This window comes from Amycolatopsis plumensis (assembly GCF_042652605.1).
Classification (GTDB): domain Bacteria; phylum Actinomycetota; class Actinomycetes; order Mycobacteriales; family Pseudonocardiaceae; genus Amycolatopsis; species Amycolatopsis plumensis.
The window spans coordinates 347,677-371,027 of sequence record NZ_JBHSJY010000001.1; the positions used below are offsets into that span (position 1 = coordinate 347,677).

Here is a 23,351-nt window from a genome sequence, read left to right on the forward strand (position 1 = left end):
AGGGTATGCCCCGCCCCGGTCAGGCCCGTGTGACGGGCAGGATGGGCGCCGTGAAGATGATCCTGCTGCGGCACGCCGAGTCGCTCGGCAACGTCGACGAGCTCGCCTACACGCGGATCCCCGACCACGCCCTGCCGCTGACCGCCAAGGGCGAGCAGGAGGCCCGCGCGGCGGCGCCGGAGATCGCGCGGCTGCTCGACGGGACGCGGCCCGCGGTGTACGTCAGCCCCTACCTGCGCACCCGGGAGACGTTGCGGCTGCTGGACATCGAGGCTTCGTGCGAGCGGCTGGTGCAGGAGCCGAGGCTGCGCGAACAGGACTGGGGCAACTTGCAGGACCCGGCCGACCAAGAGGTCCAGAAGGCGCGGCGGCACGAGTTCGGGCACTTCTTCTACCGGCTGCCGTACGGGGAGTCGGGCGCGGACGTCGACGACCGCGTCGCGGCGTTCCTCTCGGACCTGCGGATGCGCGAGGAAAGTCACCCCGAGACGGTGCTGATCGTCTCCCACGGGCTCACGCTGCGGCTGCTGTGCCGGCGCCTCTTCGGCTGGAGCATCGAGCTGTTCGAGTCCCTCTCCAACCCGGCGACCTGCGAATACCGCGTCCTCGAGGAACAGGACGGCAAGTGGGCGCTGGACCGCCCGTTCGCGCAGTGGCGGGACTCACCCGACGGGGAAACCCAGCTTTAGCGGCGCGGTCAGCACGACACGGGTGCCGTGGCCGGGTGCCGAGTCGATGCGCGCGGCACCGTCGATTTCGGCCATCCGCGCGTGGATCGAATTCTCGATGCCGAACCCCGCGCGGTGCGCGCCGAGGTCGAAGCCGGCGCCGTGGTCGCGGACGGACACGGTGACGACGCCTTTGCGTTCTTCCAGGCACACCACGGCCTTCGCCGTCCTCGCGTGCTTCAAGGTGTTTCGCAGTGCTTCCCGGGTTGCGTCGTGAAGGGCGTTGACGACGGCTTCGGGGACGTCGGTGGGTTTCGCGAGCACGACGAGATCGACGCGGAGCCCGCCCGCCGTCATCTCGACCGCCAGGGCGCCGAGGCGGTGTTCGAGCCCGCCCGGCTCGGCGGGCGCGTCGCCGTCGAGGCTCAGCCGCAGGCGCAGGGCGTGCGCACGGGCGATGCGGCGGACCTCGTCGAGGCTGCCGCGCGGGTCGAGCGCGTCCCCGGGCGCCGGCAGCGCGAGGGACTCCATGACCTGCAGGACCGTGTCGTGGACGTCGCGGCGGTGCCGTTCCCGCTCGGCGGCCCGGCCGCGCTGCTCGCCCAGCCCGAGCGCGAACCGCACGGACCCGGCGACGAGCAGCACGATGGCCAGCGCCGTCACCGCGGCCGCGACCAGGGCCAGCAGGATCCACGTCGCGGGCGCCGACGTGCCCGACACCGCGGCCATGCCGTACCGCAGAAGCAGTGCGCCGGCGATCGCGACGGCCCCGGCGGGCGCGCCGCGCAGCAGGGTCCAGACCATGACCGTGCCCATGATGTTCGGCCACGCCAAGGTGAGCAGCTCAGGTGAATGCGTCGCGAAGACAGCCGCGGCGAAGCTCGTCACGAGCGTGTACGCGGTATCGGCGGTGAGAACCGGCCGGATTCCCGTGGCACGGCGGAAAACCCAGGCCACCTCGAGGAGGTTCGGCACCAGGTAGAGGGCGATCGCGATCCAGAGCACCGGCGCGTCGAACGGACCGCCGGACCAGACGACCTGCAGGAACAGCGCCAGCCGGAACGCGACCGGCACCAGCACCAGCCGCGGCACGGCGTCCCGCACGAGCGTCAGCCCCGTCCCGCCGAACCGCCCGCTCCCGCCGGCGAGCGCCCCCGCGCCGCCGAGCAGCACAACCCTCACGACGTCCTCCCCGGATCAAGGCGCCCCCGCCTTGATCAGCCGACCTGAAATCGAACCGTCGCCGTATTCATTTCAGTTTACCGACGGGGTTCACCTTGCCTCGCGCACCAGCGGACTGTCAACGCCCGGGACGTGGCGGAAACGCCGGTTGCGGCACGGATTTCGTGCCCGGAACGGCTACCGGCGGATCATCGCCTCCGCTTCTTCCCGCCGTCGGGACCGGCGGGCGGCGAGCGCGGCGGGCAGGATCAACGCCGCGACGAGCGCGACGAAGACGAACGCCACGTCGTAATCCGTCGCCTGCGCGATTCCGCCGACGATCGGCGGGCCGCCCAGGAAGCCGGTGTACGCGACGGCGGTGACGAAGCCGATCTCGCGTTCACCGCCGGTGCCGTCCCCGCGTTTGCCGGCGTCCCCGGCGAGGCTGAGGGCCATCGGGAAGGACGCGGCGAGACCCGCGCCGGCCAGCGCGAACCCGGCGTAACCCACGGCGGCGACCGGGATCGCGGCCGCGGCGACCAGCCCGGCGGCGGCGAGGGTGGCGCCCGCGGCGAGACAGCGCGTCGGGCCGAACCGGCGTTGCGCCCACGGGCCCGCCAGCCGGGTCAGCGCCATGACCAGCTGGAACCCGGAGAAGGCGAAAGCAGCGGCGCCCTGGCCGACGCCGCGCTCGACCGTCATCAACAGCGCCGACCAGTCCGACGACGCCCCTTCGGCGATGGCCGAGCACAGCGCGACCGCGGCGAGCAGCCACAGCACCGGCCGCCGGATCGGCGCGCGGGCCGGCGTGACCACGGGTTCTTCGGCGTGCTGCGGGCGGATGCCCGGGACGTCGCGGATCACGAGGGCCAGCACCAGGACCGCGACGACGGCGGCGACGGTGAGGTGGCGCGCCGGGGACCAGCCGTGGCCGGCGGCGAGGCCCGCGGCCAGCGAACCGGCGAGCGCGCCGAAGCTGAACCCCGCGTGGAAGACGGACATCACGGGCTTGCCCAGGCGACGTTCGACCGCGACACCGGCGACGTTCATCGCGACGTCGAGCATCCCGACGCTCGCGCCGATCACCAGCAGCGCCCCGGCCAGCAGCGGAACGGTGGGCGCGAAACCGATCAGCACCAGCGAACCGGCGGCCATCGCGGTGCTCCCGGCGACGACCGCCCTGGCACCGGACCGTTCGATCAGCCGTCCGGACACCGAGGCCGCGGCGAGCATGCCGACGCTGGCCCCGAGCAGCGCCAGGCCGAAGACGCCGGGTGAGGCGTGCACCTGCGCGGTCAGTGCGGGCGTGCGTGACGCCCACGACCCCAGCGCGAGCCCGTTGAGGGCGAAGACAGTGAACACCGCGATCCGGTCTCGCATGCCCTCAGCGTGACTTAAGCGCTTCAGAAAGTCCACCGGGTGACGGCTAGACTGCGCGGATGACCCGGCGCCGCCGTCCCACGCTCGACGACGTCGCCGTCGCCGTCGGCGTCTCACGCGCCACCGTGTCGAACGCCTACAACCGGCCCGACCAGCTGTCCGCCCGGCTGCGGGACGAGGTGCTGCGAGTGGCGGCCGAGCTGGGCTACCCCGGTCCGGACCCGACGGCGCGGAGCCTGGCGACCAGCCGGACGGGGGCGATCGCGGTCCTGCTGGACACGTCTCTGTCGATGGCGTTCTCCGATCCCGCGCTGTACCTGACGCTGGACGCGCTGGCGCGGGTGATCGACCCGCGCGGGCACGCACTGCTGCTCCTGCCCGGCGGTGCCTCCGGCGGCCCCGCGGCCGACCGGGTGCTGACGGCGCAGGCCGACATCGCGATCGTCTATTCGCTGCCCGACGGCGCTCCTTCGCTGGACGCGGTGCGCACGCGCGGGTTGCCGGTCGTGGTGATCGACCAGCCGCTGCTGCCCGGGGTGGCGCGGGTCGGCTGCGCGGACCGGCTCGGCGCGGCGCTGGCCGCGCGGCACCTGCTGGACCTGGGGCACCGGCGGTTCGGGATCTTCGCCGCCAGCAGCCATCTGCGCCCGGGCGGGGGCGCGCTGACCGTGGCGGAGGCGGCGGCCGCGCCCTTCCACGACGTCCGCGAGCGCCTGGGCGGCTACCTGGACGAGCTGGGGTCGTGCCCGGTGGTCGTCGAGGAGGCCGCCGGGCTGAGCGCGGAGAGCGCGATGGCGGGGGCGTTCGCGCTGCTGAGGACGGTGCCACGGCCGACGGCGGTGCTGTGCATGTCCGACCAGCTCGCGCTGGCGGTGCTCGCCGCGGCCCGGGAGCTGGGGATCAGCGTGCCGGGCGAGCTGTCGGTGGCCGGGTTCGACGACAGCCCGCCGGCGTCGTGGTCGTCGCCGCCGCTGACCACCGTCCGGCAGGACCTCGCGGCCAAGGGCCGGATCGCCGGGGAACTGGCGCTGGGGCTGCTGGACGACGGTGCGGCGCCGGCGCCGGTCGAGGTGCCGGTTTCCTTGGTGGTGCGCGGCAGCACGGGCGCCTGCTAGCACCGACCCCACCTTTCCGCAAGACCTTCTTTGCCGGCTGTGGACAACCTTTCCGTTGCCGGGCAGTTGTCCACAGAATGAAAATAGCGGGCTGACAAATCCACCCCCGCCCGTCAATCTGGAATCACCAGTTCACCGCGGCCCTCCAAGAGCCGCGATTCCGGAGGGGAAATCCACCATGTCTTCACGTCGTTTTCGTTCGCGCCTGCCGCACATCGTGGTCCTGGCCATGATCGGGCTCCTGACCAGCGTCGGAGCCGCCCACGCGGGCACGGATCCGGGCTGCCGCAAGGGCGAGTTCTGCCTGTGGCCGTCCGACGGCTACGGCGGCAAGATCCAGCGTTTCGACCTGCGCACGGCCAATACCGAGGAATGCCTGCCACTGCCGGAAGGATTCGACGGGTCGTCGTTCGCTAATCTGATGACCCGCGACGTCACGGTGTACCAGGACGCGGAATGCTCGACGGAAGGAGATTTCGTCACCTACCCGGGTGGCGGCACGTACGTCCCGAACGCGCCATTCCTGGTCCGGGGCATCCAGATCTGGGAGTGACCCCCTGACCCGGGCCCCGCACAGCCGCCCGCTCCGTGGCAGGAGCCGGCTCGCGGCGGCGGCCGGGCCCGACCGGGGCCGCTCCCCCGAAGCGGCCCCACCCGTGGGCGCGCCCCCTGCGGCAGGGCGCGCCCACGGGCTCCCCGCAACCTGTCCCGGGGTCCCTGGGGCCCCTCAGGAGGCCCTCCGAGGCCTACGGGAGCACTTCCGAGGCTTCACGCAGCGATCTGGGGCGCAACGAGCCCATCCGGGGCGCACCGAGCCCCATCCGGGCTTCACGCGGCCTGATCCGAAACCTCACGCTCCCCATCCGAGGCCCCAGGCAGCCCTTCCAGGGGGCCGGGCCTCACGCGGCCCGTCCGAGGCTCACACGGGACCCATCCGGGGCTCATACGGCCCGTCCGGGGCTCACACGAGCCCATCCGGGGCGCACGGAGCCTGTCCCGGGCGGGCGGGAGGTCTGCTGGAGGTCTCGGGTGGCGCTTTCAGCCGACCGGGGGGCGAACTCCAGCAGGCCGCCCGCCGGGGACCGGGCAGCCGCCCGGCGCCCGCACCGTGGCACCACTCACCGTCCGCACCCAGCGACCCGACGAGCCACCGCTCACCACAGCTCCAACAGCCGGACCCGCGGCAGCCACAAAACCGACCACCCCAGCGGCCGGGCACCCGTCCGGCACGCACCCGCCAACGACGCCCGAGACCGAACCACCATTCGCCAAGACCCTGACGGCCCCCCAACCGCTCGGCAACCCCCAGGTCGACCGCACCCAGCGGCCGAACGCCAGGCGGCCGAGGTGGTCGCCGCCGACGTTCCTGCAGGCAGGAGCCTCCTGCACACGATTTCCCAGCAGAAAGGGGGCCGGCAACCGGGCTCGCCGCCCGCTGCGCCGGGCAAGCAGCGGTGCGCAGAAGCCCACGGCGCTGCCTGCCCGGCCGCGGGTCGAGCGGGCGAGCAGGGTTCTGGCTGGACACAGCAAGAGCCTTCTGATGGCCAGATTACAGGTTCCGGCCGCGCGGAAAAGCCCTTTCGGTCACGCTCAGCACTTCCCCGGACACAGGAGGAGGGGTCACCTCGCTTCAAGCAGGGGACCAGGCGTCCGGTCACGGCTGTGCGCGCAGAAACTCCCGAATTACGTCGAACGAGACCTGAAACGATTCGCCGGTGTCGAACGATCGACTGGGTGGCGACGACTAAGCTGCCAGTGCCGGGTCATCGGTAGCGGCCGTCGGCGCGGGCCCTCGTAGCTCAGCTGGATAGAGCAAGAGCCTTCTAATCTCTAGGTCGCAGGTTCGAGTCCTGCCGGGGGCGCCACCAGGGAAGACGCCGTGCGCAGCAGCGCACGGCGTGCCCCGGGCCAGTGATCGGGCCCACACTCGTCGCCTCGGCCGTACTCCCACTGTGGACGGTCCCGCGTCTCGTCCCCTCTCGCGTGCAGGACTCCGGAAGGCGCACCGCGTAAGCGCCCAGGTGGCCCAGTGGGGCCCGAATGAGTTCTTCCCGAAACAACCTTGTTACCTGACCGATCGACCGCGACTTCGGTGCGCGCACGCACCCCACGATCGAGTGAGGCACCGAACGGAAAGGAGACCCGTAGTGCACCAGGAAGCACCCGGCGGTCGTCACCGCCGACGACGGCAGAACACCATCACCCGGACAGCGCTCGACGAAGCCCGCCGCGCCGGGCTGGTCCAACGCCACTTGACCAAACTCAGCCACCTCGCCGACCGTGCCCGCCCCACTCCGGAACCGCCGCCCCGAACGCCCGAAGAGCCAACGGAGCACCCGCCTTCCACATCGGACGCGGCTTGACGCCGGCGAGCGGGCAGGGCGGGCAAGAGGACCGGACCACCGGAGCCCGGCGGTCTTGTCTCCACAAGGACAGCGGTCCGGTGACACCGCGCGCGAAGCGCCACCCGCCATCGCCCGGCGGCGAACAGCAGGGCTGAAGACGCCGGCCCGGTTGTGCCGGTGCCACGCTTGCTGCGGTGAATCCAGGCGCAGTCCGACCATCGTGGGAGTCACTCTTGAGCGGGGACAGCGATGCAGATACGTGAGCTTTCCGTCGAAGGTGCCCTGGAAGTCACGCCGAACCCGATTTCAGACGATCGCGGCCTCTTCGTCTCGCCGTTCCAGGAGACGCCGTTCCGGCTGGCCACCGGTCGGCGGCTCTTCAGCGTGGCCGAGACCAGTCACAGCCGTTCGCGCCGGGGCGTGGTCCGGGTGTGCACTTCACGGCGACGCCGCCCGGCTGTGCCGAATACGTCTACTGCCCCCGGGGATCGGCGATCGATGTCGTCGTGGACGTCCGCGTCGATTCACCGACCTTCGGCAACTGGGACGCCGTGATGTCCTACCTGTTTTCCGGGGAGTACGTGCCGGAGAACGAGCTCGCGCTCTCGGTGACGGACCCCGAGCTCGGACTTCCGCTGCCGCAGGGCCTCACACCGATCCTGTCCGCGCGCGACCGAGTCGCGCCGACGCTCGCCGAAGCCCAGGAACGCGGGTTGCTTCCGCCATACGACAAGTGCAAAGCCGCCGAAGTGGCCTTGGGGCACTGACCGGGCCTGCCGGTTACCGAGATCGGAGCCAATCATTCGGATCCTGTTCACCACCGAGCCGCTGCTCGGGCACTTCTTCCCGCTGGTGCCACTCGCCTGGGCCTGCCGGGCGGCGGGGCACGAGGTGCTGGTCGCCGTCCCGGAAAACCTCGTCGACACGGTTCTGCGGTCCGGGCTGCCCGCGGTGTCGAGCGGGCCGCCGATGGACTTCGTCGAGCTGGGCCCGGACCTGTCCACGCACCCGATCGAACAGCGGCGGCACGTGCACGGCCGGGTGTTCGGGCGGATCGCTGCCGCCACGCTGCCGCGGATGATGTCCATTGTGGACGCTTGGCGGCCCGATGTCGTGCTGAGCGAGCGCGCCGAGTTCGCCGGTCCGCTCGCCGCGGCCGCGCACGGAACACCGTTGGCCGACGTGCGGTGGGGCGTGGCCGAACTGCCGGAGTACCGTGCGGGCGCGGTCGAGGTGCTCGCCGGCTCGCCGGTCGCGGCGGGACTCACCCTTCCGGAGCCCGCTCTGTCGCTGAGCCCGTGGCCCCCCAGCCTGCGCCTGCCGCACGCGACGGGCCACCTGAGCTTCCGGCACGTGCCCTACAACGGCACCGCGGACGTTCCCGACTGGGTGCTGGCGCCGCGCACGAAACCCAGGATCTGCCTGACGCTCGGCACACTGGTTCCGCGTTTCGGAATTCCCGACCTGCACGGGAAAATGCTGGCCGCCGTGCGGGAGCTCGGGCGGCTGGACGTCGACGTGGTGATCGCGGTCGACGAGCGGGCCATAGCCTCCTGGGGTCCCTTGCCGGAGAACGTCAGCCAGGCCGGCCGGATGCCGCTGCACCAGGTGCTCGGCGCCTGCGATGTGCTGATCCAGCACGGCGGCCAGGGCACCACGCTGACCGCCTTCTCCGCCGGTGTGCCACAACTGGCGCTGCCGCAGTTCGACGACCAGTTCGAGAACGCGGACGCGGTCGCCAAGGCCGGGGCGGGGATCAGGATGCTGCCCGACGAAGTCACCCCGAGAGCCGTGGCCGCGCATTGCGAAGAACTGCTCGGCACGCCCGCGTTCGCCACGGCTGCCGCGGCCGTCGCCCGCGAGATGGCGGCACAGCTCTCACCTCTCGATGTCGTCGCCGATCTCGAGGCGCTGGGCGGATGAATACCCGCCGGAACAGAGCACGGCGAAGGTGCCTTCCGGAGGGGGACGGTGTCAAGGTCGGCGGAGAGGCCGGCGGCGGTTCCGGAGTGGATCGCCGGCACGTGGACCGTCGACCACTTCCACTCCGCGGTGGGGTTCTCCGTCCGGCACCTGATGAGCAAGGTGCGCGGCAGTTTCACCGGATTCACCGCGCAGATCGTGACCGCCGACGACCCGGCCCGGTCGACCGTCACCGCCGACCCGGCCGGTCGGCATCTGGCTCGAGCTGCTCGGCATCGACCCGACCGGTCTCGAGGGCGAAACCCGCATCGGCTTCGAAGGGCGGGCCACGATCAAGCGCTCCGACTTCGGGCTCACCTTCGGCCTCGCGGTCGACGGCAGCAAGGTCGTCATCGGCGACAAGGTCGACATCACGCTGGACGTCGAAGCCGTTCTCAACACCTGACGAGCGGGCGGGCCGGGCTCGTGAGCCCGGCCCGCGCCCGGTCAGGCCGGTGCGTCGAGCAACTCCGCCAGCCCCGCGTAGCCCGCGTTCTTCAGCCTCTCGCCCGAGGTCGTCGTGTAGCCCTCGGCGGCGCGGATGCCGAGTCCCTCGACCATCCGGTTCATGAAGTTGAACAGGGCGCAGACCAGGACGGCGTCGTGGAGCGCGCGCTCGTCCCAGCCGGCCGCGAAGACGGCTTCGGCGTCCGCGTCGGTCATTTTCGCCGGCGTCCGCGTCAGCTTGCCGACGTAGGCGAGCACCGGCTTGAGCCGGGCGTCCACGTTCGCGGACTCGAGGTCGGCCAGCGCCGCCGCCAGCGTGCCCTCCGGGATGCCGAACGCTTCGGCGGTGACGGTGTGGATCCCGTGGCAGTAGTCGCAGCTGTTCAGGCCGGACACGTAGGCCGCGATCAGCTCACGCTCGCCCGGCGTGAACGGCGACTCGCCGCGCAGCACCAGCTCGTGGAAGGCCAGCAGGTGCCGCGCCGGGCCCGGGTAGGCCTGGAACACCTGGAGGAGCGTCGTCTCGGACGGCAGGGATTTCAGGTAGGACATCGGAGGCCCTCTCCGTTCGGTGGTGCGTCGGCGCAGGCATCGACGTCCGCTCGGCGCAACACGCACGCGGTCAGGTAGGCGATCGAGGCGTGGCCCGCACCGGGCGCGGCCGCGGCGACGCGCGCGGCGGTCTTGACCCACTCCTGGCGGAGCGAGCCCGGGGTGTCCGCCGCCGGCTCGTCGAGGGCGGAGCGCACCGAACGCCAATGGGCCCGGCCGAGGGCGACCAGGCCCGGCAGGTCGAAACTGCTGCCCCCGTGGCGCACCTGGTCGACCAGCTGGGTGACCAGCGCCGGATCGTCGGCGATCCGCGCCAGGCCCAGCCCGCCGAGCAGGCGGTCGGGGTCGAGGCCGAGCAGGATGATGCCGACCTCGACGTCGGCGGGCGCGTCGACGTCGGGCAGGGCGAACCGGCTGTCGGCGGGCTCAGACACCGACGGCCTCCCGGAGCGTCCGGACGGGGCTTTCCTCGCGGACGGCGGCCGCGATGGCCGCGGCCGCCCGGGTCGTCGCCACGCGGTGCCCGTCGATGTTCCGGGCCGCCGGGCCGAGGACCATCGCCGTGGCGGCGCCGACCGCCGAAACGCGGGGGGCGCGCTCGAAGACCAGGGTGCGCTCGTCCAGGGCCGGCCATCCGTCGCGCTCGCCGACCAGTTCGGCGGGCAGCAGGCCGTCGCCGATCGACGGTGCCGTGCCCAGCGCCAAGACGGCGTGGTCGGCGGCGATCCGGCGGCCGCTCGCGAGGCGCACCGTCACCGTCCCGCCGACGCCGGTCGCGATCCGGGCCACGGTTTCGCCGCGGTAGACGACCAGCCGGCCGTCCGCTTCGGCTTGCCGGAGCAACGGCTGGAACTCGAACATGATCGACGCCCGGCGGAACTGGTTCATCAGGGCGAGCCGGTCGGCCCAGCCGACGCTGTCGAACCGCTTGCGGCCCTCCGGGCGGAAGAACGTCGAGTTGACATCGGCGCACTGGTACCGCTCGCCGGGGTCGCGCAGCACCCAGTGCACCTCCCGCCCGGCCGAAAGCGCGTTGGTGATCAGGTGCGCGGCCGTCAGCCCGGCCCCGACGACGATCTGCCGCCCGCCGTCCGGCACGGGCTCGTCCCAGTACGAGGTCCCGGGGGGTGTCGGGCCGCCGCCCCACCACGAAACCGGCGCCGGGCGCCGTTCCTCGCCGAGGCAGAGCACGACGTGGCGGGCGGTGACGGTGAAGGCGCCGGCGTGCACCGTGACCGCGTCGGCGGCGGGCAGCACCTCGCGGACCTCGCCCCGCCACGTCTTCTCGCCGACGTGGTGGCTCGCCGCCAGGTGCGCGCAGTAGGCCTCGAAGACGTCCACCGGCACGACGGACCGGTGACCGGCCTGCGACATCCGGATCTCCCGGCGCTCGACCGGGGTCAACCGCGCCCAGTGCAGCCGGGCGAAGTCGACCAGCTCGCAGTCGCGGTAGCCCTCGACTCCCGGGTGGTGCTCGTAGGGCGAGCGCAGGACACGCTGGCCGAGCCGGTCGATCCGGTCGAAGAAGCGCCCGCACGGGCGGCCGTCACGGTCGATCACCACGACGTCGCGGACGCCGTGGTGCCAAAGCGCCGACGTCACGGCGAGGCCGGCAGGCCCCGCCCCGACGACGACGACCTCCGCGGTCGCGGCCGGCCGGGTGCCGCGGTCCGCGGCCGACGGGGCGGGCAACCGCGGCCAGTCACGGCCGCGTGGTGAGTCCAGCAGGTGCGGTTCCGGGACGAACTTGATCACGAATTCCCCTCACACCCGAGTCCGGGACCGGGCGCCGGTTCAGCCGATCACCGTGATCGGGACGATCAGCTCGACCACCGGCCGCTGCCGCATCCCGTTGGTGACCAGCTCCTCGAGCGTCTGCTGGGACTGCTCGGCGCTGTCGGTGGCGATCGGGCTGTACCGGGAGGAGAAGTACGTCGGCTTGCTGCCGCCGGTTTCCATCGAGTACGTCTTGAGCACGGCCTCGCCCGGCCGGACCTCACCGTCGTAGAAGGTCAGCCGTCGCTGGTCGGGCGTCATGAAGCTCTTCGCGAACTGGGGCGACATCAGCGCGGCGTCGTCGATGAACACCGAGTCCTCGTCCAGCACCGCCTGCATGGCGACCCACGTCCGGTCGGTCAGGTTGGTCTCGGCCTTGATGACCTGCCAGCGCCCCGGCTCCGGCAGGCTGACACTCACCGAAACGTCGTGATCGGTGGTGTCGATCGCGCCGGTGATCATGAGTACCCGGCGGCCGACATCGGCCACGCCGGTCAGCTGGATGTCCCGGGCGCGGACCCGGCTGGAAACATCGAGTCCTGGCAATTCGGGCGACGACATGACGAAGCCTCCTCGTTATTCACCCCAGAAAATAACGGCCGCAACGGCGAACACGACGAGGTTTTCATACCACAAGAGACATTGTCAAGATGAGGAATACCCCGTTCCGCGGCATGCATTGCGCCCACCGGGAACGTACGCCATTCGGGCGTTGCCTTACCCCGTTCGGCGCAGTCCCGCTCATTCAGCCGTCGGCCGTCGCCCGATCATCCCGGTCACAAACCGTCATGGGGCCGAGCCGCGGCAGCCTGGCCGGAGTAAGCCTCAGCGTCATCTCGCGGTCAGTGCTCACTACCCCGGCGAGCCCGGGCGGGCCGGAGCGTCGACACCGTCCTGCAGACGGCCGACATAACGGATCTCGAATGCGGATTCCGCCCGCTGCACCATTATTATCAGCGCCAGACCCGGTTTCACCATAATCATGAAATTACCGGGATCGTGCGGGTCGCCGAAAATGTCGTAGACCAGGAAAGCCGACCCGTCGCCCACAGCGAACAATGCCTCGTAGACGACATTCCGTTCGGCCTGTGTCGCCGACTCGGCCCAGTCCTCGAGCACCTGCACTCCCGCGGTGAGCTGGAGGCGCATCGCCATCCGCCGGCCTCCCAACCGAACTTCGGCCGGGCTCCGGGCGCGCACGGCGAGTCCCGCCCCGCACTCCGGCCCCGGTGAGGTTCCAGTGTCCCGCCCTCGCGGTGACCGCGTCATCTCTGTGCGTGCGCCGGACCGGCAGGCGCGCGCCCGTGACGCGGCACCCGCCCGGCCGCCGGACGTTCAGTTGTAACCGAGAACGATGTGCTCACGCGGGTACTCCCGCTCGGCCGGCGCGGCCGGTTCCCGCGGCGAGTCCGCGCGCGGGCGGCCGCTCGGCTCGGCCGGCTTTCCGTCGGCCCGGCCCTTCCCGGCCGGCAACGCGGGAGCTGTCATGGCGTTTCCTCCGTTCTCCCTCCCCGGCCCGGAAGGCTCACGAATCGGACGAATCTCGCCGCATTCCGGGATACCGGCCGTCGCGTGGCCGAGGTGGTTCAACGGCAGCGGTTCGGCGCGAGGGCGAGTGCCTCACCGCGGCGTCCGCGCGGTGACTTCCGCTCACGCGGCATCCGGCAGCCGGACCTCGTAGTCGTGCTCGATCTCGGCGACGATGTCGGACCAGACGATGCCCCGCCCCAACCGGGGCATCGGCCGGGCCTGCCTGCCGTCCGGCAAGGCCGTCGGGGCCGTGTCGGAGCCGGGCCGGATGGGCTCGATGGCGTCGCTGGCGGTCATGGCAGGACCCTCCTCGGTCGGGACGGTCCCGGCTCGGCCGGGACCGCTGTCGTCGTCATGGGCACAGTGGGCAGGGCGGCGGCGCCGGCCTGCCGGTCGGTGAGGCGTCCGGTCGCGTGCAACCAGGCGACCGTGTCGCGCACGGTGCGGGCCACCGGCCGCGCCGGGACGCCGGCCCCGGGTGCGTCCGCGGCGACGGGCACGGCGGAGGCGCAGACGTAGAGCGCGCCGTACTCGGCCGGGATGTGCCACGGCCAGCCGCGCTGCAGCAGGTCGGCACCCCGGCCGACCGGGAACATCGCCCGCGCCGGGAGGAACGCCGCCGGCAGGCGCCGCCCGGTCGCGGCCCGGACCACGGCGAGGTACTCGCGGGTGGTCAGGAAGTGGCCCGGCCCGAAGTACCCGTCGCCGGGCACGCCGTCGAACAGCCGCGCGTGCAGTTCCGCCGAGTCGCGGACGTCGCCGATCGGCAGCCCGCCCGACGGCCAGATCGGCATCAGCCCGCGCAGCAGGTCCCGCAACCGCGCGTTCTGGTCGCCCAGGTGCGGGTCGTGCGGTCCGAGCAGCGCCGGCGGGTGGGTGACGGTGACCGGGACGCCGTCGGCTCGGTGCGCGCGGGCGATCCGCTCGGCCTCGGCCTTCGAGGCGAAGTAGGCCTCCCGCGGGGTGCCGACCGGGCTCGCCGCCCCGATCGTCGGCCCGGCCGCCGGGTACAGCGCCCCGACGGTGGAGACGTGCACGATCCGCCCGGTGCCCGCCCGGCGTGCGGCGGCGAGCACGACTTCGGTGCCGCCCGCGTTCACCCGCCACAGCTCGGCCCGGCGCCTGCTGTCGAAGGTGTAGACGCCCGCCGCGTGCAGCAGCGCGTCCGCACCGTCGACCAGCCGGGCGACGGCAGCGGGGTCCGTGACGTCGCCGGTCACGACGTCCACAGTGGACGGCACGGTCCGGCCGGGGTCGCGGGCGAGCAGCCGCACCCGGTGCCCGCGCCGCAGCAGGGCCGCGACCGTGTGGGTCCCGAGGAAGCCGGTGCCGCCGGTGACCGCGATCAGCATGACGTTCGCCTCCCTCAGGCCGCGCGGGCCCGCCCGTCGATCCGGTGGTAGCCGCCGCCGTAGAAGACGAGCGCGTGTTCGCCTTCGCCGCGGCTGGTGGCGACCACCCGGCCGAGGAAGATCGAGTGGTCACCACCCGACACCACCTGGGCGAGCTCGCATTCCAGCCACGCCAGCGCGCCGGTGAGCAGCGGTGCGCCGGTCAGGTCGCCCGCCGTGTAGCCGACCGCGTCGAACTGGGCGATCCCGTCGGGACGGCGCCAATCGGCGAAGTACTTCGACAGCTCCTGTTGCTCGGCCGCGAGGATGTTGACCCCGAACGAGCCCGCGGTGACGATCGCGGTATGCATCCGGGCCGCCTTGGACACGCAGCACAGCACCATCGGCGGTTCCAGCGACACCGACGAGAACGCGTTGGCGGTCATGCCGTGCGCGGCCTCCCCGCCCGCCGTCAGCACCGTCACCCCGGTCGCGAACTGGGCCATCACCTGCCGCAGGCCCGGCTGGACGGAGAGGCCACTGCGAGCGCGTGACGTCCGCAGCCGTTTGAGCGCGGGAGCCCCCTCGGAAGGCTCTGCGTCGTAGCCCACGTCAGACTCCCTTGCCGTTGACCGCGGCCGTCGCGTAGGGCGCCAGCGCTTCGCGCAGCTGCTCGGGGACCCGTGACGGCACGGTGGCCGTGTTCGGCCCGCGCATGCAGGCGATCCGCTGCCGACCCCGCGCCACGAGCCGCTCCTCGCCGTCGGTGGTGAGGTGGACGTAGTCGAAGGCGAACTGCACCTGCGTCGAGGTGAGTTCCTCCAGCCGCATCCGGATGGACAGCTCGTCGAACGCGGTGATCTCGGCGAAGAACTCGCACTCCACCTTGAGGGTGAACAGCTTGAGGTCGTGGCGGACCTCTTCGAGCACCGCCGGCGCCTTTTCCTTCAGGAACATCTCGCGGCACCGGCCCTGCCAGCGCACGTAGTTCACGTAGTAGACGTTGCCCACCAGGTTGGTCTCTTCGAAGCCGACCGTGTGGCGGATCTCGTAGTAGTCGGACATCTCAGTTCCCCTCTGCCTGGAGCACGGCGAAGACGATCGGGGCGGTCCGGTCGTTGACGGTGGTCGACCAGGTGGCGATCCGGGCGTTGCCGGAGGCCAGCAGCGCCCACCCGTCGGCGTCGACCTGGCGCACGGTCAGCGCCTGGGTCATCGACCCGGTCTTGCGCACGCACTCCAGCGCGCTCCACACCCGGGTGTTGGCCACGCTGACCGGCTCGCCGGTGTCCGCGGCCAGCAGCCGGCCGAGGGCGAGGAGCTCTTCGCCGAGCAGGCCGGTCCAGTCCTCCTCGCTGCGTTCGACCGCCGTCTCGATGTCGCACGCCACCGGGCTGGTGCCGGCGACCGCGAGGGTCAGCTGTGCGGTGTGCGACGCGGTGATGTGGACCCCGCCGTCGCACTCCGGCTTGCCGTCGGGGCGGTACCGGATCTCGACCGGCCGGTCGAGCGCCCGGCCCGCGGCGAGCGCCGTCTGCGCCCTCCGCTCGGCGGTGCCCTCGGCCGGGCGCCCGGCCGGGTCCGGCTCGAGCACCACCGACCGCGTCCCGCCGAGCAGCCGCTCACAGGAACGCTCCAGATAGGACCCCAGCATCGAGGGGACCCACGGCCCGGCTCCGTCGCGCTTGCGGACCGCGCGCAGCTTCAGGCCTTCCCAGCGCTCGACCAGCGTCCCGTCGGGGTTGCGCACGTCGAGGTCGTAGACGTAGCTGTCGCCGTCCTGGGAGCGTTCCTTCGCGTCCAGCAGGACGTACTCGTCGTGCTGACGCCCCGGCTCGGCCAGGTACAGCTTCTCGATGCCCTGCGGCAGCAGCGTCGCGTCGGGGACGCAGCACTGGATCGCGTGCATCATCGCGTCCCGCGTGCCGGGATCGGCCAGCAGCCGCTCCTGGGGCAGGAAGGGCGCGAACCACGAGAAGTCCGCGCTGGTCGCGATCTCGGCGACCGCGTGCCGGGCGCTCGCCCGCCGGTAGCCGAGCACGCGCTGGAACCGCTTGCCCTGGAACAGGACCGAGCCGTACAGCTCGCTGATCGGCTCCACCGGGACCGGCGGCAGCGCGACGTCGCGGGCGGCCTTCTCCCCCAGCTCGGCCGGCCGGGCGAAGCTCAGCCGGGCCCGGAAGTGGTCGGCGCTGAACCCGGTCTCGTCACTGCGGATGACGACGTCCACGGTGTCGGCGTCACGCGCCAGCGTGGCCAGCCGGATCGTGGTCGACCCGCCGGGCGAGACGATGATCGGCCGGAGGAACTCGACGTCGGAGAGCACCGGGGTGCCGGTGCGGTCCAACGTCGCCGCCGCGGCCTGCGTCATCGCCTCCATGCCGAGCACCGCCGGGAACAGCAGCTGCCCGTCGAGCAGGTGGTCGGTCAGGTACGGGTCGGCCCCGTCGGACAGGTCCGCCTCGGTGATCAGCTCGACGCCCGGGTAGTGCACGATCGCGCGGTCGACGAACCGGGTCAGCGGCAGCTCCCGCTTCCGGATCGGCAGCGTGGGCAGGCCCGACGTGCGGCCGCAGACCACCAGCACCGGCGGCGCGGCCGGGTCGGCCAGCACCCGGCGGAGGATGGTGATGCCCTCCTCGGTCGGGATCGGCGTGATGCCGTCGCGCATCAGGGCGCTGACCACGCCGAGCTTCTCGCCCATGCCGGTGCCCGACCAGACCGACCACTCCAGCGCGATCGCCCGTGCCTTCGGGTGGTCTTGGCCGAAGCGCAGGGTCAGCTCGGTCATCCAGTCGTTCGCCGTGGCGTAGTGCGCTTCACCGCGCAGGCCGGCCCGGCCGATGATGCTGCCGAAGGTGACCAGGAGCTTGATCCGGTCCTGGTCGACCGCGGCGAGCACCGCGTTGAGGCCGCCGATCTTCGGGGCGAGGGTCTTGCGGAAGCTGTCCTCGGTCAGGCTGAAGAGGGCAGCCGGCTCGTTGCGGCCCGCGCCGTGCAGGATCGCGGTGACCGGGCCGAGTTCGGCCTCCACCCGGGCGATCGCCTCGGCGACCTGCGGAGCGCTGGTGACGTCGGCCCGCTCGTAGCGGTAGCGGATGCCCACCGCCTCCATGCGGTCGAGGTTCTCCGCCAGCTCGCTGTCGGACTCCGGGTCGCTGCGCCCGAGCAGGGCCAGCCGCGCCCCGGAATCCTTGGCGAGCGCCAGCGCGCTCTCCGCCGTGATGCCCTTGCCGCCGCCGGTGACGAGCAGGACGTCGGTCGCGTCCAGCGAGTGGCGCAGCGGGCCGGGCTTCGGGGCGGGCAGCGCGGACAGCCGCGGCACCGTGCGCCCGCCGTCGGCGCCGTAGCGCGCTTCGGCGAAGTCCGTGGTCGCGGCCACCTCGGCCACCACCGTGGTCACGGCCGACGCGATCGCGTCCACATCGGACGGTGCCGGGTCGGCGAGGTCGACGATCGTCGTCTTCGCCGACGGGTCCTCCAGGCGCAGGGTCCTGGCCAGGCCGGCGGCCCCGTAGCCGTGGTGGACGACCACGAACCGCGTGCCGTTCGGGGCGGCCATGACCGCGCGGCCGGCTTCGAGGAACAGGCCGACGTGGCTGGCGTCGCAGTCCGCCGGCAGGCAGAGCAGCACGCCGTCCCCGGTGCCGGACCGCGCGAGCGCGACCCTCAGCGGTTCGGCCAGCGGGTGCCGCGGCGTCGCGAAGACCTGCCAGTCGGCGTTCCCCGCCCCCGCGGTGAGGTCCGCGGCGGGCCGCGGCGCGGGCACGTACTCGACCGCGAACGGCCGGACCCACGGCCCCACGCCGGGGGCCTCGCCGACCGCGGTGTCGGCCGGCTTGGCCGTCTGCGCGAGCTCGTCGATCATCTCGGCGAGGTCGCCGAGGCACACCGTCGCGAAGTTCGGCATGCCCTCCAGCGCGGGGCGGCCCAGCGCCCGGGTGACGTCGTTGACCAGCTGCCCGACCGTGATCGACGACAGGTGCAGGTCGTCGAGCGGGTGCGTGTCGGCGGTGACCGCCTCCAGGGGCAGCTCGACGCGCTCGGCGGCAAACCGGCACAGCAGGTCCAGCGTCGAGCCGGCGTCCCCGCCGGACTCCTCGGCCTCGGCCGCGGCGGCCTGCGCCTTCTCCGCGGCCAGCTCGGCGGCCAGCTCGCTGTCGAGCGCGGGCCCCGCCTCGCACGGGCTGGCCAGGAAGGTGAACTGGCCGTCGGCGGGCAGGTCGCGGACGACCCGGCCCTCGAACAGCGCGTCCACCGAGAGCTGCGCGCCGAGCGCGAACGCCGCGCCCACGACCCGCAGCAGGCCCTGCAGCGACGCGTTGTCCGTGTCGATCGCGAGCACCGGGGTCTCCGGCGCGATCTCTTCGAACAGCCCGCTCAGCACCCGGCCGGGGCCGACCTCGACCACCAGGTCACTGCGCTCGGCCACCTTGGCGGCGGCCTCGCGGAAGCGGACCGGCAGCATGATCTGGTCCCGCAGGAGCCCGGGCAGGTCTTCCGCGGCGTGCAGCACGTCCCCGCTGACCGTCGAGACGACCGGCCGCTCCAGCCGCGCGAAGCCGAACTCGGCGAGCCGCTCGGTCATGGCGTTCGCGGCCGGCTCGACGGCGGGCGAGTGGAAGGCGTGCGAGACCTTGATCCGGGTCGCGGTGATGCCCTGGGCCTTCGCCCGGGCGATGATCCGGTCGATCGCCTCGGCCGGCCCGGAGATCACGGTCTGCTCGGGCGCGTTGTACCCGGCGATGACGACGTCGTCGCCCAGGCCCAGCTCCTCGACCCGGCCGGGCGAAGCGGCGATGCCGGCCATCGCGCCGGTGCCGTCGCCCACGGTCGTGGCCATCACCTTGCCGCGGATCGTGGCGAGCTTCAGCAGCGCCCGCTCGTCGAGCGCGCCGCCCCAGTGCAGCGCGGTCAGCTCGCCGAGGCTGTGGCCGGTGGCCGTCGACGCCTCGATGCCGAACGAGCGCAGCACCCGCAGCGCGGCCAGCGAACCGGTGACGATCCGGGGCTGCGCCACCTCGGTGGCGACCTGGTCGCCGGTGGTGGGCAGCGCGGCGGCCCGGTGGATCTCGTCCGCCACGGCGAACCGGCGGCGCAGCGCCCCGTCGCCACCGCGGCCGGAACCCTGGCCGGGGAACAGGTAGCCGATCTTCGGCGCGGAGCCGCGGCTGCTCGCGAAGATGCCGTCGGCGCTGTCGAAGACCGAGTCACCGGAGTCGAGCTGCTCGAGGAGCTTGGTCAGCTTCCGCTCGGCGTGCTCGGGGTTGGCCGCGACGACCGCGGCGCGCACCGGCTTGCCGGACACGTCCTTCGCCAACGTGCCGGCCAGGTCGGTCAGCTCGGCGAACGACAGCTTCGGCACGGTTTCCAGCACCGCGGCGATGTTCCCGCGCAGGGTGGCCAGGTCGTCGGCGTCGAACAGCAGCAGCTCGGCGTCCTGGCGGCCGGCGACCAGCGAGCGGGCCCGCTCGTCGAGCTCCCGGCGCCGGCGTGCGGTCGGCGCCTCGGTGACCGTGACGTGGGAGTTGATGCCGCCGAAGCCCATCGCGGAGACACCGGCGCGGACCGGCTGGTCCGCCGGCCACAGCGTCGCCTCGCGCGGGACGTACATCCGCGCCGAGGAGCCGGTGAGCGACTCGTGCGGGGTGTGGTGTCCGGTCGCGGGCGGGATGACCTGGTGGTACACCGCCAGCGTCGCCTTGATCAGGCCGGCGACCCCGGCCGCCGCCTTCGTGTGGCCGATGTTGCCCTTGATCGTCGACAGCGCGGCCTGCTTGGCCAGCGGGTCGGCGTCTCGGCGGGCCGTGGACAGCGCCTCGATCTCGGTTTCGTCGCCCAGCGCGGTGCCGGTGCCGTGGCCCTCGAAGTAGGAGACGGTCTCGACGCCGTAGCCGGCGCGGTCGTAGGCGCGCTTGAGGGCCAGCCGGTGCCCGGACGCCTTGGGCCGGGTGATGCCGCCCTTGCCGTCGGAGGACACCCCCCAGCCGCCGATCGACGCGTAGATCCGCTTGCCCTGCTCCAGCGCGTCGCTCTCGCGCATCAGGACCAGCATGCCGGAGCCCTCACCGGGCCAGAAGCCGTTCGAATCGGCGTCGTAGACCTTCATTTCGCGCTTGGCCAGCGCGCCGGTCTTCGCGAAGCCGATCACCTCGAACGGGTCGATCGACAGGTCGACACCACCGGCGATGGCGAGGTCGAGGTCGCCTTGGACGAGCGCGTTGGCCGCGGTCACCACCGAAAGCAGCGATGACGAGCACGCGCCGTCGACGGTGTAGCCGCCGCCGGCGAAGTCGAAGTGGTTGCAGACGCGCCCGGCGATCGTGTTGGCCAGGCCGCCGGCGAGCGTGTCCTCGTTGATCTCGGGGAACGGCTCCTTGTACTGGACTTCGAGCTCCCGCAGGAAGTTCGCGGTCTCCTCGTCCTCCCAGCCGCGGCCGGTCAGCGCCGCCGCGACCGTGCGGCGCACGTACGGCCAGCGCAGCCGCATGATGTTGGCGCGGGAGAACTCACCGGTGAGGCTGTTGCCGATGACGACGCCGGTGCTCAGCTTCGGGGCACCCTCGCCGTCACCGAACCCGGCGTCCGCGAGGGCCTCCGCGGCGACCTCGAGGGCGAGCCAGTGCGTCGTGTCGGTCGCCCGGAAGGTGCTGCCGGCGACCTTGTGCGCCACCCGGTCGAACTCGTAACCCCGCAGCACGGCCGCCTTCTGCGAGTAGAAGCGGTCCGGTGCCTTCGGGTCGGGCGAGTAGTAGTCCGCCCGGTTCATCCGCTCGTCCGGCAGCCTGCGGAACGCCCGGCGCCCGGCCAGCACGTTTTCCCAGAGCTCTTCCGGAGAACTCGCGTCGGGGTACCGGAGACCGATACCGACGATCGAAATCCGCTCTACGCTCATGCCACAGCACTCCCGCTGGCTCTCGAGCCCATACCATCGGAACCGTCAGGTCCCCGCTGATTACCGGTGCGGGAACCGAGGTCCCGCCGCTGGCCTGTCTCCGTCTGGCGGCACCGCCGCTGCCCGGTGTTCCGGGCGGCCGGGCCGTCAGGTACAGCATCTCCGGACGATGCGGACCGGCTTCTTCTGCTGCTGCCCGTGACCGGATCGTCAGCACGACCGGACAACGACCAACACTGTCCAGAAAGGATTCAGGAGTGGAACTGGCCGGGACGGCGTCCCTGCCCGGCCGGCCCGCGATAGGCCTGGGCGATGTCGAGCCACTGGTCGGCCAGTGTGCCCGTCGCGTGCACATCGAGGTCGTAGCGGTGCCGCCGCCGGGTGACGAGCAGGCAGAAGTCCTCGGCACTGCCGGTGACCCGCTGGGCCGCGTCCTCGGGCCCGAACGCCCAGAGCCCCCCGGAGGGCGCGGTGAGCTCGAACCGGAACTCCTCCGCGGGCGGCGTCAGGTTCCGCGCCTCGTAGCCGAAGTCCCGGACCCGAACGGAAAACCCGGCGATGTGCCGGATCCGGTCGGTGCGCTCGCGGCGCACGCCGAGCGCGTCGGCGACGTCCTGGCCGTGGGCGAACACCTCCATCATCCCCGCGCACGCCAGCACGTACGGCGGCAGCGGGTTCACCAGCCACGGCACCAGCTGGTTCCCGGGCACGGCCGCGAGGGCCTTGAGCCCCGCGTCCCGCTCGGCCCGCCAGCGCGTCAGGAGCACCTCGGCCGGGTCGTGGATGTAGTCCTCCAGCGCGGCGTTGACCGCGGCCTCGAACCCGCCGGACAGCGACTTCGTCATGGCGACGAACGCCTCCGGCTGCGCCGCCGACAGCCCTGCGATGCGGAAGATGAACACGAGGTGCGCGATCTGGTGGCGGACGGTCCAACCCGGCGCGGGCGTGGGGGTGTCCCACTCCGCCTCGGTGAGCCCCGCGACGAGCGCGTCCACCTCGGCGGCCTCGGCGGTAAGATCGGCGATCACGCCCGTGGTGTCAGTCACCTGTCTGTCCTTTCACCGATGCGACGTCTTCTCCTGATCGATCATCACCGTTGCGACCTGGGAAGTCTTCTCTTCGCGGGCGGAGAAAGCCGGTCGCCCGCCGCCACGGCCGCGGTGAGCGCCGCCCACGACACCAGCTCGACCACCCCGCGGTCGTCCGTCCTTTCCGGACTCAGCGCGGCGATGTCGGCGGCCGTCACCTGGTAGGCGGACTTGGCCGTCAGCAGGGCGATCCGGCCCGGTGCGCGCTCCTCCGCGGGGAGTTCGGCGAGGACCGGCTCCACCCACGCGCGGCTCAGCCCGGGCGGTTTCCCGTCCCACGCCTTGACTTCCCGGCGGACGAGCTCCCGGACCCGGGAGGGCACCGAGCGTTCCCCGGCGGCCTCGATCGCCGCCGCAGCCCGCGAGAAAGCGTCGGACAGCGTGTCGCCCGACTTCGGCCCCGGCGCGGCGGGCAGCAGGTCCAGCGCCTGCCCGGCCGGCGGCGCGGCACCCGGCTTGAGCAGGAAGCCCAGGACAGCCTTGGCCTTCGCCCGCGCCGTCGGCGGAACGGCCTCGGGCAGCGGCGACGGCCCGAGGAACACGCTCACCACCCGGTTGAGGTAGTGGAACGCGACGGCCACCGCCGTGAACTCCGCCGCGGCGTCCTCGGGCACGTCCGCGGGCAGCCTGCCTGCACCGCCCGCCCACGCCGTCAGCGCGCGCAGGCCGCGGTCCGGGATGGCCGCGGTGTCCCCGGCCTCGATGGCCGCGGCGGCGGCCGGCTCCCCCAGCGTCCCGAGCGCCATCGCGTGCACTTCGACGCAGTACGGGCACGAGTTCGCCGCGGACACGGCGGCCGCGACGGCCTCCTTGCCGGCCCGGCTCGCCGCCCCGCCCGCGACCAGCGACTCCCGCAGCATCAGCCACGCCGCGGCCAGCACCTCCGGCGACGCAGAGTGCAGCGCGATCGGCGGGGCGAGCATCCCGAAGTCCCGCTCCACCTGCCGGTAGACATCCCGCACCAGCCCGCGCGCCCGCCGCGGCCGCACGGCCTCGACGTGCTTGACGTCCCGCACCGTCCGCCGCAGCGCCAGCCGCACCAGTCCCGGGGTCATGGTTCTCCCTTCCACGGACAACTCGCGCTCCCAGATCCCGAGGAGC

The 23,351-nt window shown here is 72.6% G+C and carries 21 protein-coding genes, 1 tRNA gene and 1 pseudogene; 8 read left to right on the forward strand and 15 right to left on the reverse strand.

All coding sequences use genetic code 11. The features are described 5' to 3' along the window. Positions 1–50 precede the first annotated feature (50 nt). The gene (locus ACFPLC_RS01755) at positions 51–689 is read left to right on the forward strand and encodes a histidine phosphatase family protein (protein WP_378198190.1); all 639 of its coding nucleotides are present in this window, start codon (positions 51–53) and stop codon (positions 687–689) included. On the opposite strand, the gene ACFPLC_RS01760 is transcribed toward ACFPLC_RS01755, so the two are convergent. Together ACFPLC_RS01760 and ACFPLC_RS01765 are read right to left on the reverse strand one after the other, a co-directional pair. Next, complete coding sequence (locus ACFPLC_RS01760) at positions 663–1,841, reverse strand: sensor histidine kinase (protein ID WP_378198337.1); 1,179 nt, start codon at positions 1,839–1,841, stop codon at positions 663–665. The genes ACFPLC_RS01755 and ACFPLC_RS01760 overlap by 27 nt on opposite strands. Positions 1,842–2,027: 186 nt before the next feature. Continuing rightward, entirely contained in the window at positions 2,028–3,209 is a 1,182-nt protein-coding gene (locus tag ACFPLC_RS01765; RefSeq protein WP_378198188.1) for an MFS transporter, read from the reverse strand. 59 nt (positions 3,210–3,268) lie between these two features. On the opposite strand from ACFPLC_RS01765, the gene ACFPLC_RS01770 reads away from it, so the two are divergent. The 7 genes and pseudogenes from ACFPLC_RS01770 to ACFPLC_RS01800 all read left to right on the forward strand — a co-directional run bounded on the left by ACFPLC_RS01770 (position 3,269) and on the right by ACFPLC_RS01800 (position 9,037). Next, complete coding sequence (locus ACFPLC_RS01770) at positions 3,269–4,324, forward strand: LacI family DNA-binding transcriptional regulator (protein ID WP_378198186.1); 1,056 nt, start codon at positions 3,269–3,271, stop codon at positions 4,322–4,324. Positions 4,325–4,502: 178 nt separating this feature from the next. Next, a complete protein-coding gene (locus ACFPLC_RS01775) occupies positions 4,503–4,877 on the forward strand; it encodes a peptidase inhibitor family I36 protein (protein ID WP_378198184.1) in 375 nt (124 codons plus the stop codon). Between the two features lie 1,235 nt (positions 4,878–6,112). Further along, a tRNA-Arg gene (locus ACFPLC_RS01780) sits at positions 6,113–6,189 on the forward strand. A 282-nt stretch (positions 6,190–6,471) separates the two neighbouring features. Then, on the forward strand, positions 6,472–6,687 hold the full coding sequence (locus ACFPLC_RS01785; RefSeq protein WP_378235666.1) for a hypothetical protein: 216 nt from the start codon (positions 6,472–6,474) through the stop codon (positions 6,685–6,687). A 231-nt stretch (positions 6,688–6,918) separates the two neighbouring features. Then, positions 6,919–7,436, forward strand: a pseudogene (locus ACFPLC_RS01790) (dTDP-4-dehydrorhamnose 3,5-epimerase family protein). 85 nt (positions 7,437–7,521) lie between these two features. Beyond that, positions 7,522–8,592, forward strand: coding sequence for a nucleotide disphospho-sugar-binding domain-containing protein (locus ACFPLC_RS01795; RefSeq protein WP_378198182.1), 1,071 nt, complete (start codon positions 7,522–7,524; stop codon positions 8,590–8,592). Positions 8,593–8,923: 331 nt separating this feature from the next. Continuing rightward, entirely contained in the window at positions 8,924–9,037 is a 114-nt protein-coding gene (locus ACFPLC_RS01800; RefSeq protein ID WP_378236262.1) for a hypothetical protein, read from the forward strand. A 41-nt stretch (positions 9,038–9,078) separates the two neighbouring features. Here the strand turns inward: ACFPLC_RS01800 and ACFPLC_RS01805 are convergent, their stop codons facing one another. The 13 genes from ACFPLC_RS01805 to ACFPLC_RS01865 all read right to left on the reverse strand — a co-directional run bounded on the left by ACFPLC_RS01805 (position 9,079) and on the right by ACFPLC_RS01865 (position 23,305). Beyond that, a complete protein-coding gene (locus tag ACFPLC_RS01805; protein WP_191307793.1) occupies positions 9,079–9,630 on the reverse strand; it encodes a carboxymuconolactone decarboxylase family protein in 552 nt (183 codons plus the stop codon). Continuing rightward, a complete protein-coding gene (locus ACFPLC_RS01810; protein WP_191307795.1) occupies positions 9,618–10,064 on the reverse strand; it encodes a DUF6187 family protein in 447 nt (148 codons plus the stop codon). The genes ACFPLC_RS01805 and ACFPLC_RS01810 overlap by 13 nt, the downstream gene beginning before the upstream one ends. Beyond that, positions 10,057–11,385, reverse strand: coding sequence for an FAD/NAD(P)-binding protein (locus tag ACFPLC_RS01815; RefSeq protein WP_378235667.1), 1,329 nt, complete (start codon positions 11,383–11,385; stop codon positions 10,057–10,059). The genes ACFPLC_RS01810 and ACFPLC_RS01815 overlap by 8 nt, the downstream gene beginning before the upstream one ends. A 39-nt stretch (positions 11,386–11,424) precedes the next feature. Beyond that, positions 11,425–11,904 (reverse strand): DUF6423 family protein, encoded by a 480-nt coding sequence (locus tag ACFPLC_RS01820; protein ID WP_206795330.1) that lies wholly within the window; start codon positions 11,902–11,904, stop codon positions 11,425–11,427. A 354-nt stretch (positions 11,905–12,258) separates the two neighbouring features. Then, positions 12,259–12,561: a DUF6235 family protein gene (locus ACFPLC_RS01825; RefSeq protein ID WP_378198177.1), complete on the reverse strand. Its 303-nt coding sequence runs from the start codon at positions 12,559–12,561 to the stop codon at positions 12,259–12,261. A 180-nt stretch (positions 12,562–12,741) separates the two neighbouring features. Further along, positions 12,742–12,894, reverse strand: a complete 153-nt coding sequence (locus ACFPLC_RS01830; RefSeq protein WP_378198175.1) for a hypothetical protein — start codon at positions 12,892–12,894, stop codon at positions 12,742–12,744. A gap of 162 nt (positions 12,895–13,056) precedes the next feature. Then, positions 13,057–13,233, reverse strand: a complete 177-nt coding sequence (locus tag ACFPLC_RS01835) for a DUF6222 family protein (protein ID WP_378198173.1) — start codon at positions 13,231–13,233, stop codon at positions 13,057–13,059. Then, positions 13,230–14,288, reverse strand: coding sequence for an NAD-dependent epimerase/dehydratase family protein (locus ACFPLC_RS01840; protein ID WP_378198171.1), 1,059 nt, complete (start codon positions 14,286–14,288; stop codon positions 13,230–13,232). The genes ACFPLC_RS01835 and ACFPLC_RS01840 overlap by 4 nt, the downstream gene beginning before the upstream one ends. Positions 14,289–14,302: 14 nt before the next feature. Beyond that, complete coding sequence (locus tag ACFPLC_RS01845) at positions 14,303–14,878, reverse strand: flavin reductase family protein (RefSeq protein ID WP_378198170.1); 576 nt, start codon at positions 14,876–14,878, stop codon at positions 14,303–14,305. 1 nt (position 14,879) lies between these two features. Next, positions 14,880–15,332 carry an acyl-CoA thioesterase gene (locus ACFPLC_RS01850; RefSeq protein WP_378198168.1) on the reverse strand — a complete coding sequence of 151 codons (453 nt, stop codon included), beginning with the start codon at positions 15,330–15,332 and terminating at the stop codon, positions 14,880–14,882. Between the two features lies 1 nt (position 15,333). Beyond that, the gene (locus tag ACFPLC_RS01855) at positions 15,334–21,162 is read right to left on the reverse strand and encodes a type I polyketide synthase (RefSeq protein WP_378198166.1); all 5,829 of its coding nucleotides are present in this window, start codon (positions 21,160–21,162) and stop codon (positions 15,334–15,336) included. Positions 21,163–21,413: 251 nt separating this feature from the next. Continuing rightward, positions 21,414–22,208 carry a TIGR03084 family metal-binding protein gene (locus tag ACFPLC_RS01860; RefSeq protein WP_378198164.1) on the reverse strand — a complete coding sequence of 265 codons (795 nt, stop codon included), beginning with the start codon at positions 22,206–22,208 and terminating at the stop codon, positions 21,414–21,416. 44 nt (positions 22,209–22,252) lie between these two features. Next, positions 22,253–23,305 (reverse strand): carboxymuconolactone decarboxylase family protein, encoded by a 1,053-nt coding sequence (locus tag ACFPLC_RS01865; protein ID WP_378198162.1) that lies wholly within the window; start codon positions 23,303–23,305, stop codon positions 22,253–22,255. Positions 23,306–23,351: the final 46 nt, after the last annotated feature.

Excerpts from the sequence above, each read along its gene's own strand:
- ACFPLC_RS01765 (WP_378198188.1), bottom strand. The coding sequence starts at position 3,209 with ATGCGAGACCGGATCGCGGTGTTCACTGTCTTCGCCCTCAACGGGCTC.
- ACFPLC_RS01770 (WP_378198186.1), top strand. The coding sequence starts at position 3,269 with ATGACCCGGCGCCGCCGTCCCACGCTCGACGACGTCGCCGTCGCCGTC.
- ACFPLC_RS01775 (WP_378198184.1), top strand. The coding sequence starts at position 4,503 with ATGTCTTCACGTCGTTTTCGTTCGCGCCTGCCGCACATCGTGGTCCTG.
- ACFPLC_RS01805 (WP_191307793.1), bottom strand. The coding sequence starts at position 9,630 with ATGTCCTACCTGAAATCCCTGCCGTCCGAGACGACGCTCCTCCAGGTG.
- ACFPLC_RS01825 (WP_378198177.1), bottom strand. The coding sequence starts at position 12,561 with ATGGCGATGCGCCTCCAGCTCACCGCGGGAGTGCAGGTGCTCGAGGAC.
- ACFPLC_RS01830 (WP_378198175.1), bottom strand. The coding sequence starts at position 12,894 with ATGACAGCTCCCGCGTTGCCGGCCGGGAAGGGCCGGGCCGACGGAAAG.
- ACFPLC_RS01835 (WP_378198173.1), bottom strand. The coding sequence starts at position 13,233 with ATGACCGCCAGCGACGCCATCGAGCCCATCCGGCCCGGCTCCGACACG.
- ACFPLC_RS01840 (WP_378198171.1), bottom strand. The coding sequence starts at position 14,288 with ATGCTGATCGCGGTCACCGGCGGCACCGGCTTCCTCGGGACCCACACG.
- ACFPLC_RS01850 (WP_378198168.1), bottom strand. The coding sequence starts at position 15,332 with ATGTCCGACTACTACGAGATCCGCCACACGGTCGGCTTCGAAGAGACC.
- ACFPLC_RS01855 (WP_378198166.1), bottom strand. The coding sequence starts at position 21,162 with ATGAGCGTAGAGCGGATTTCGATCGTCGGTATCGGTCTCCGGTACCCC.
- ACFPLC_RS01865 (WP_378198162.1), bottom strand. The coding sequence starts at position 23,305 with ATGACCCCGGGACTGGTGCGGCTGGCGCTGCGGCGGACGGTGCGGGAC.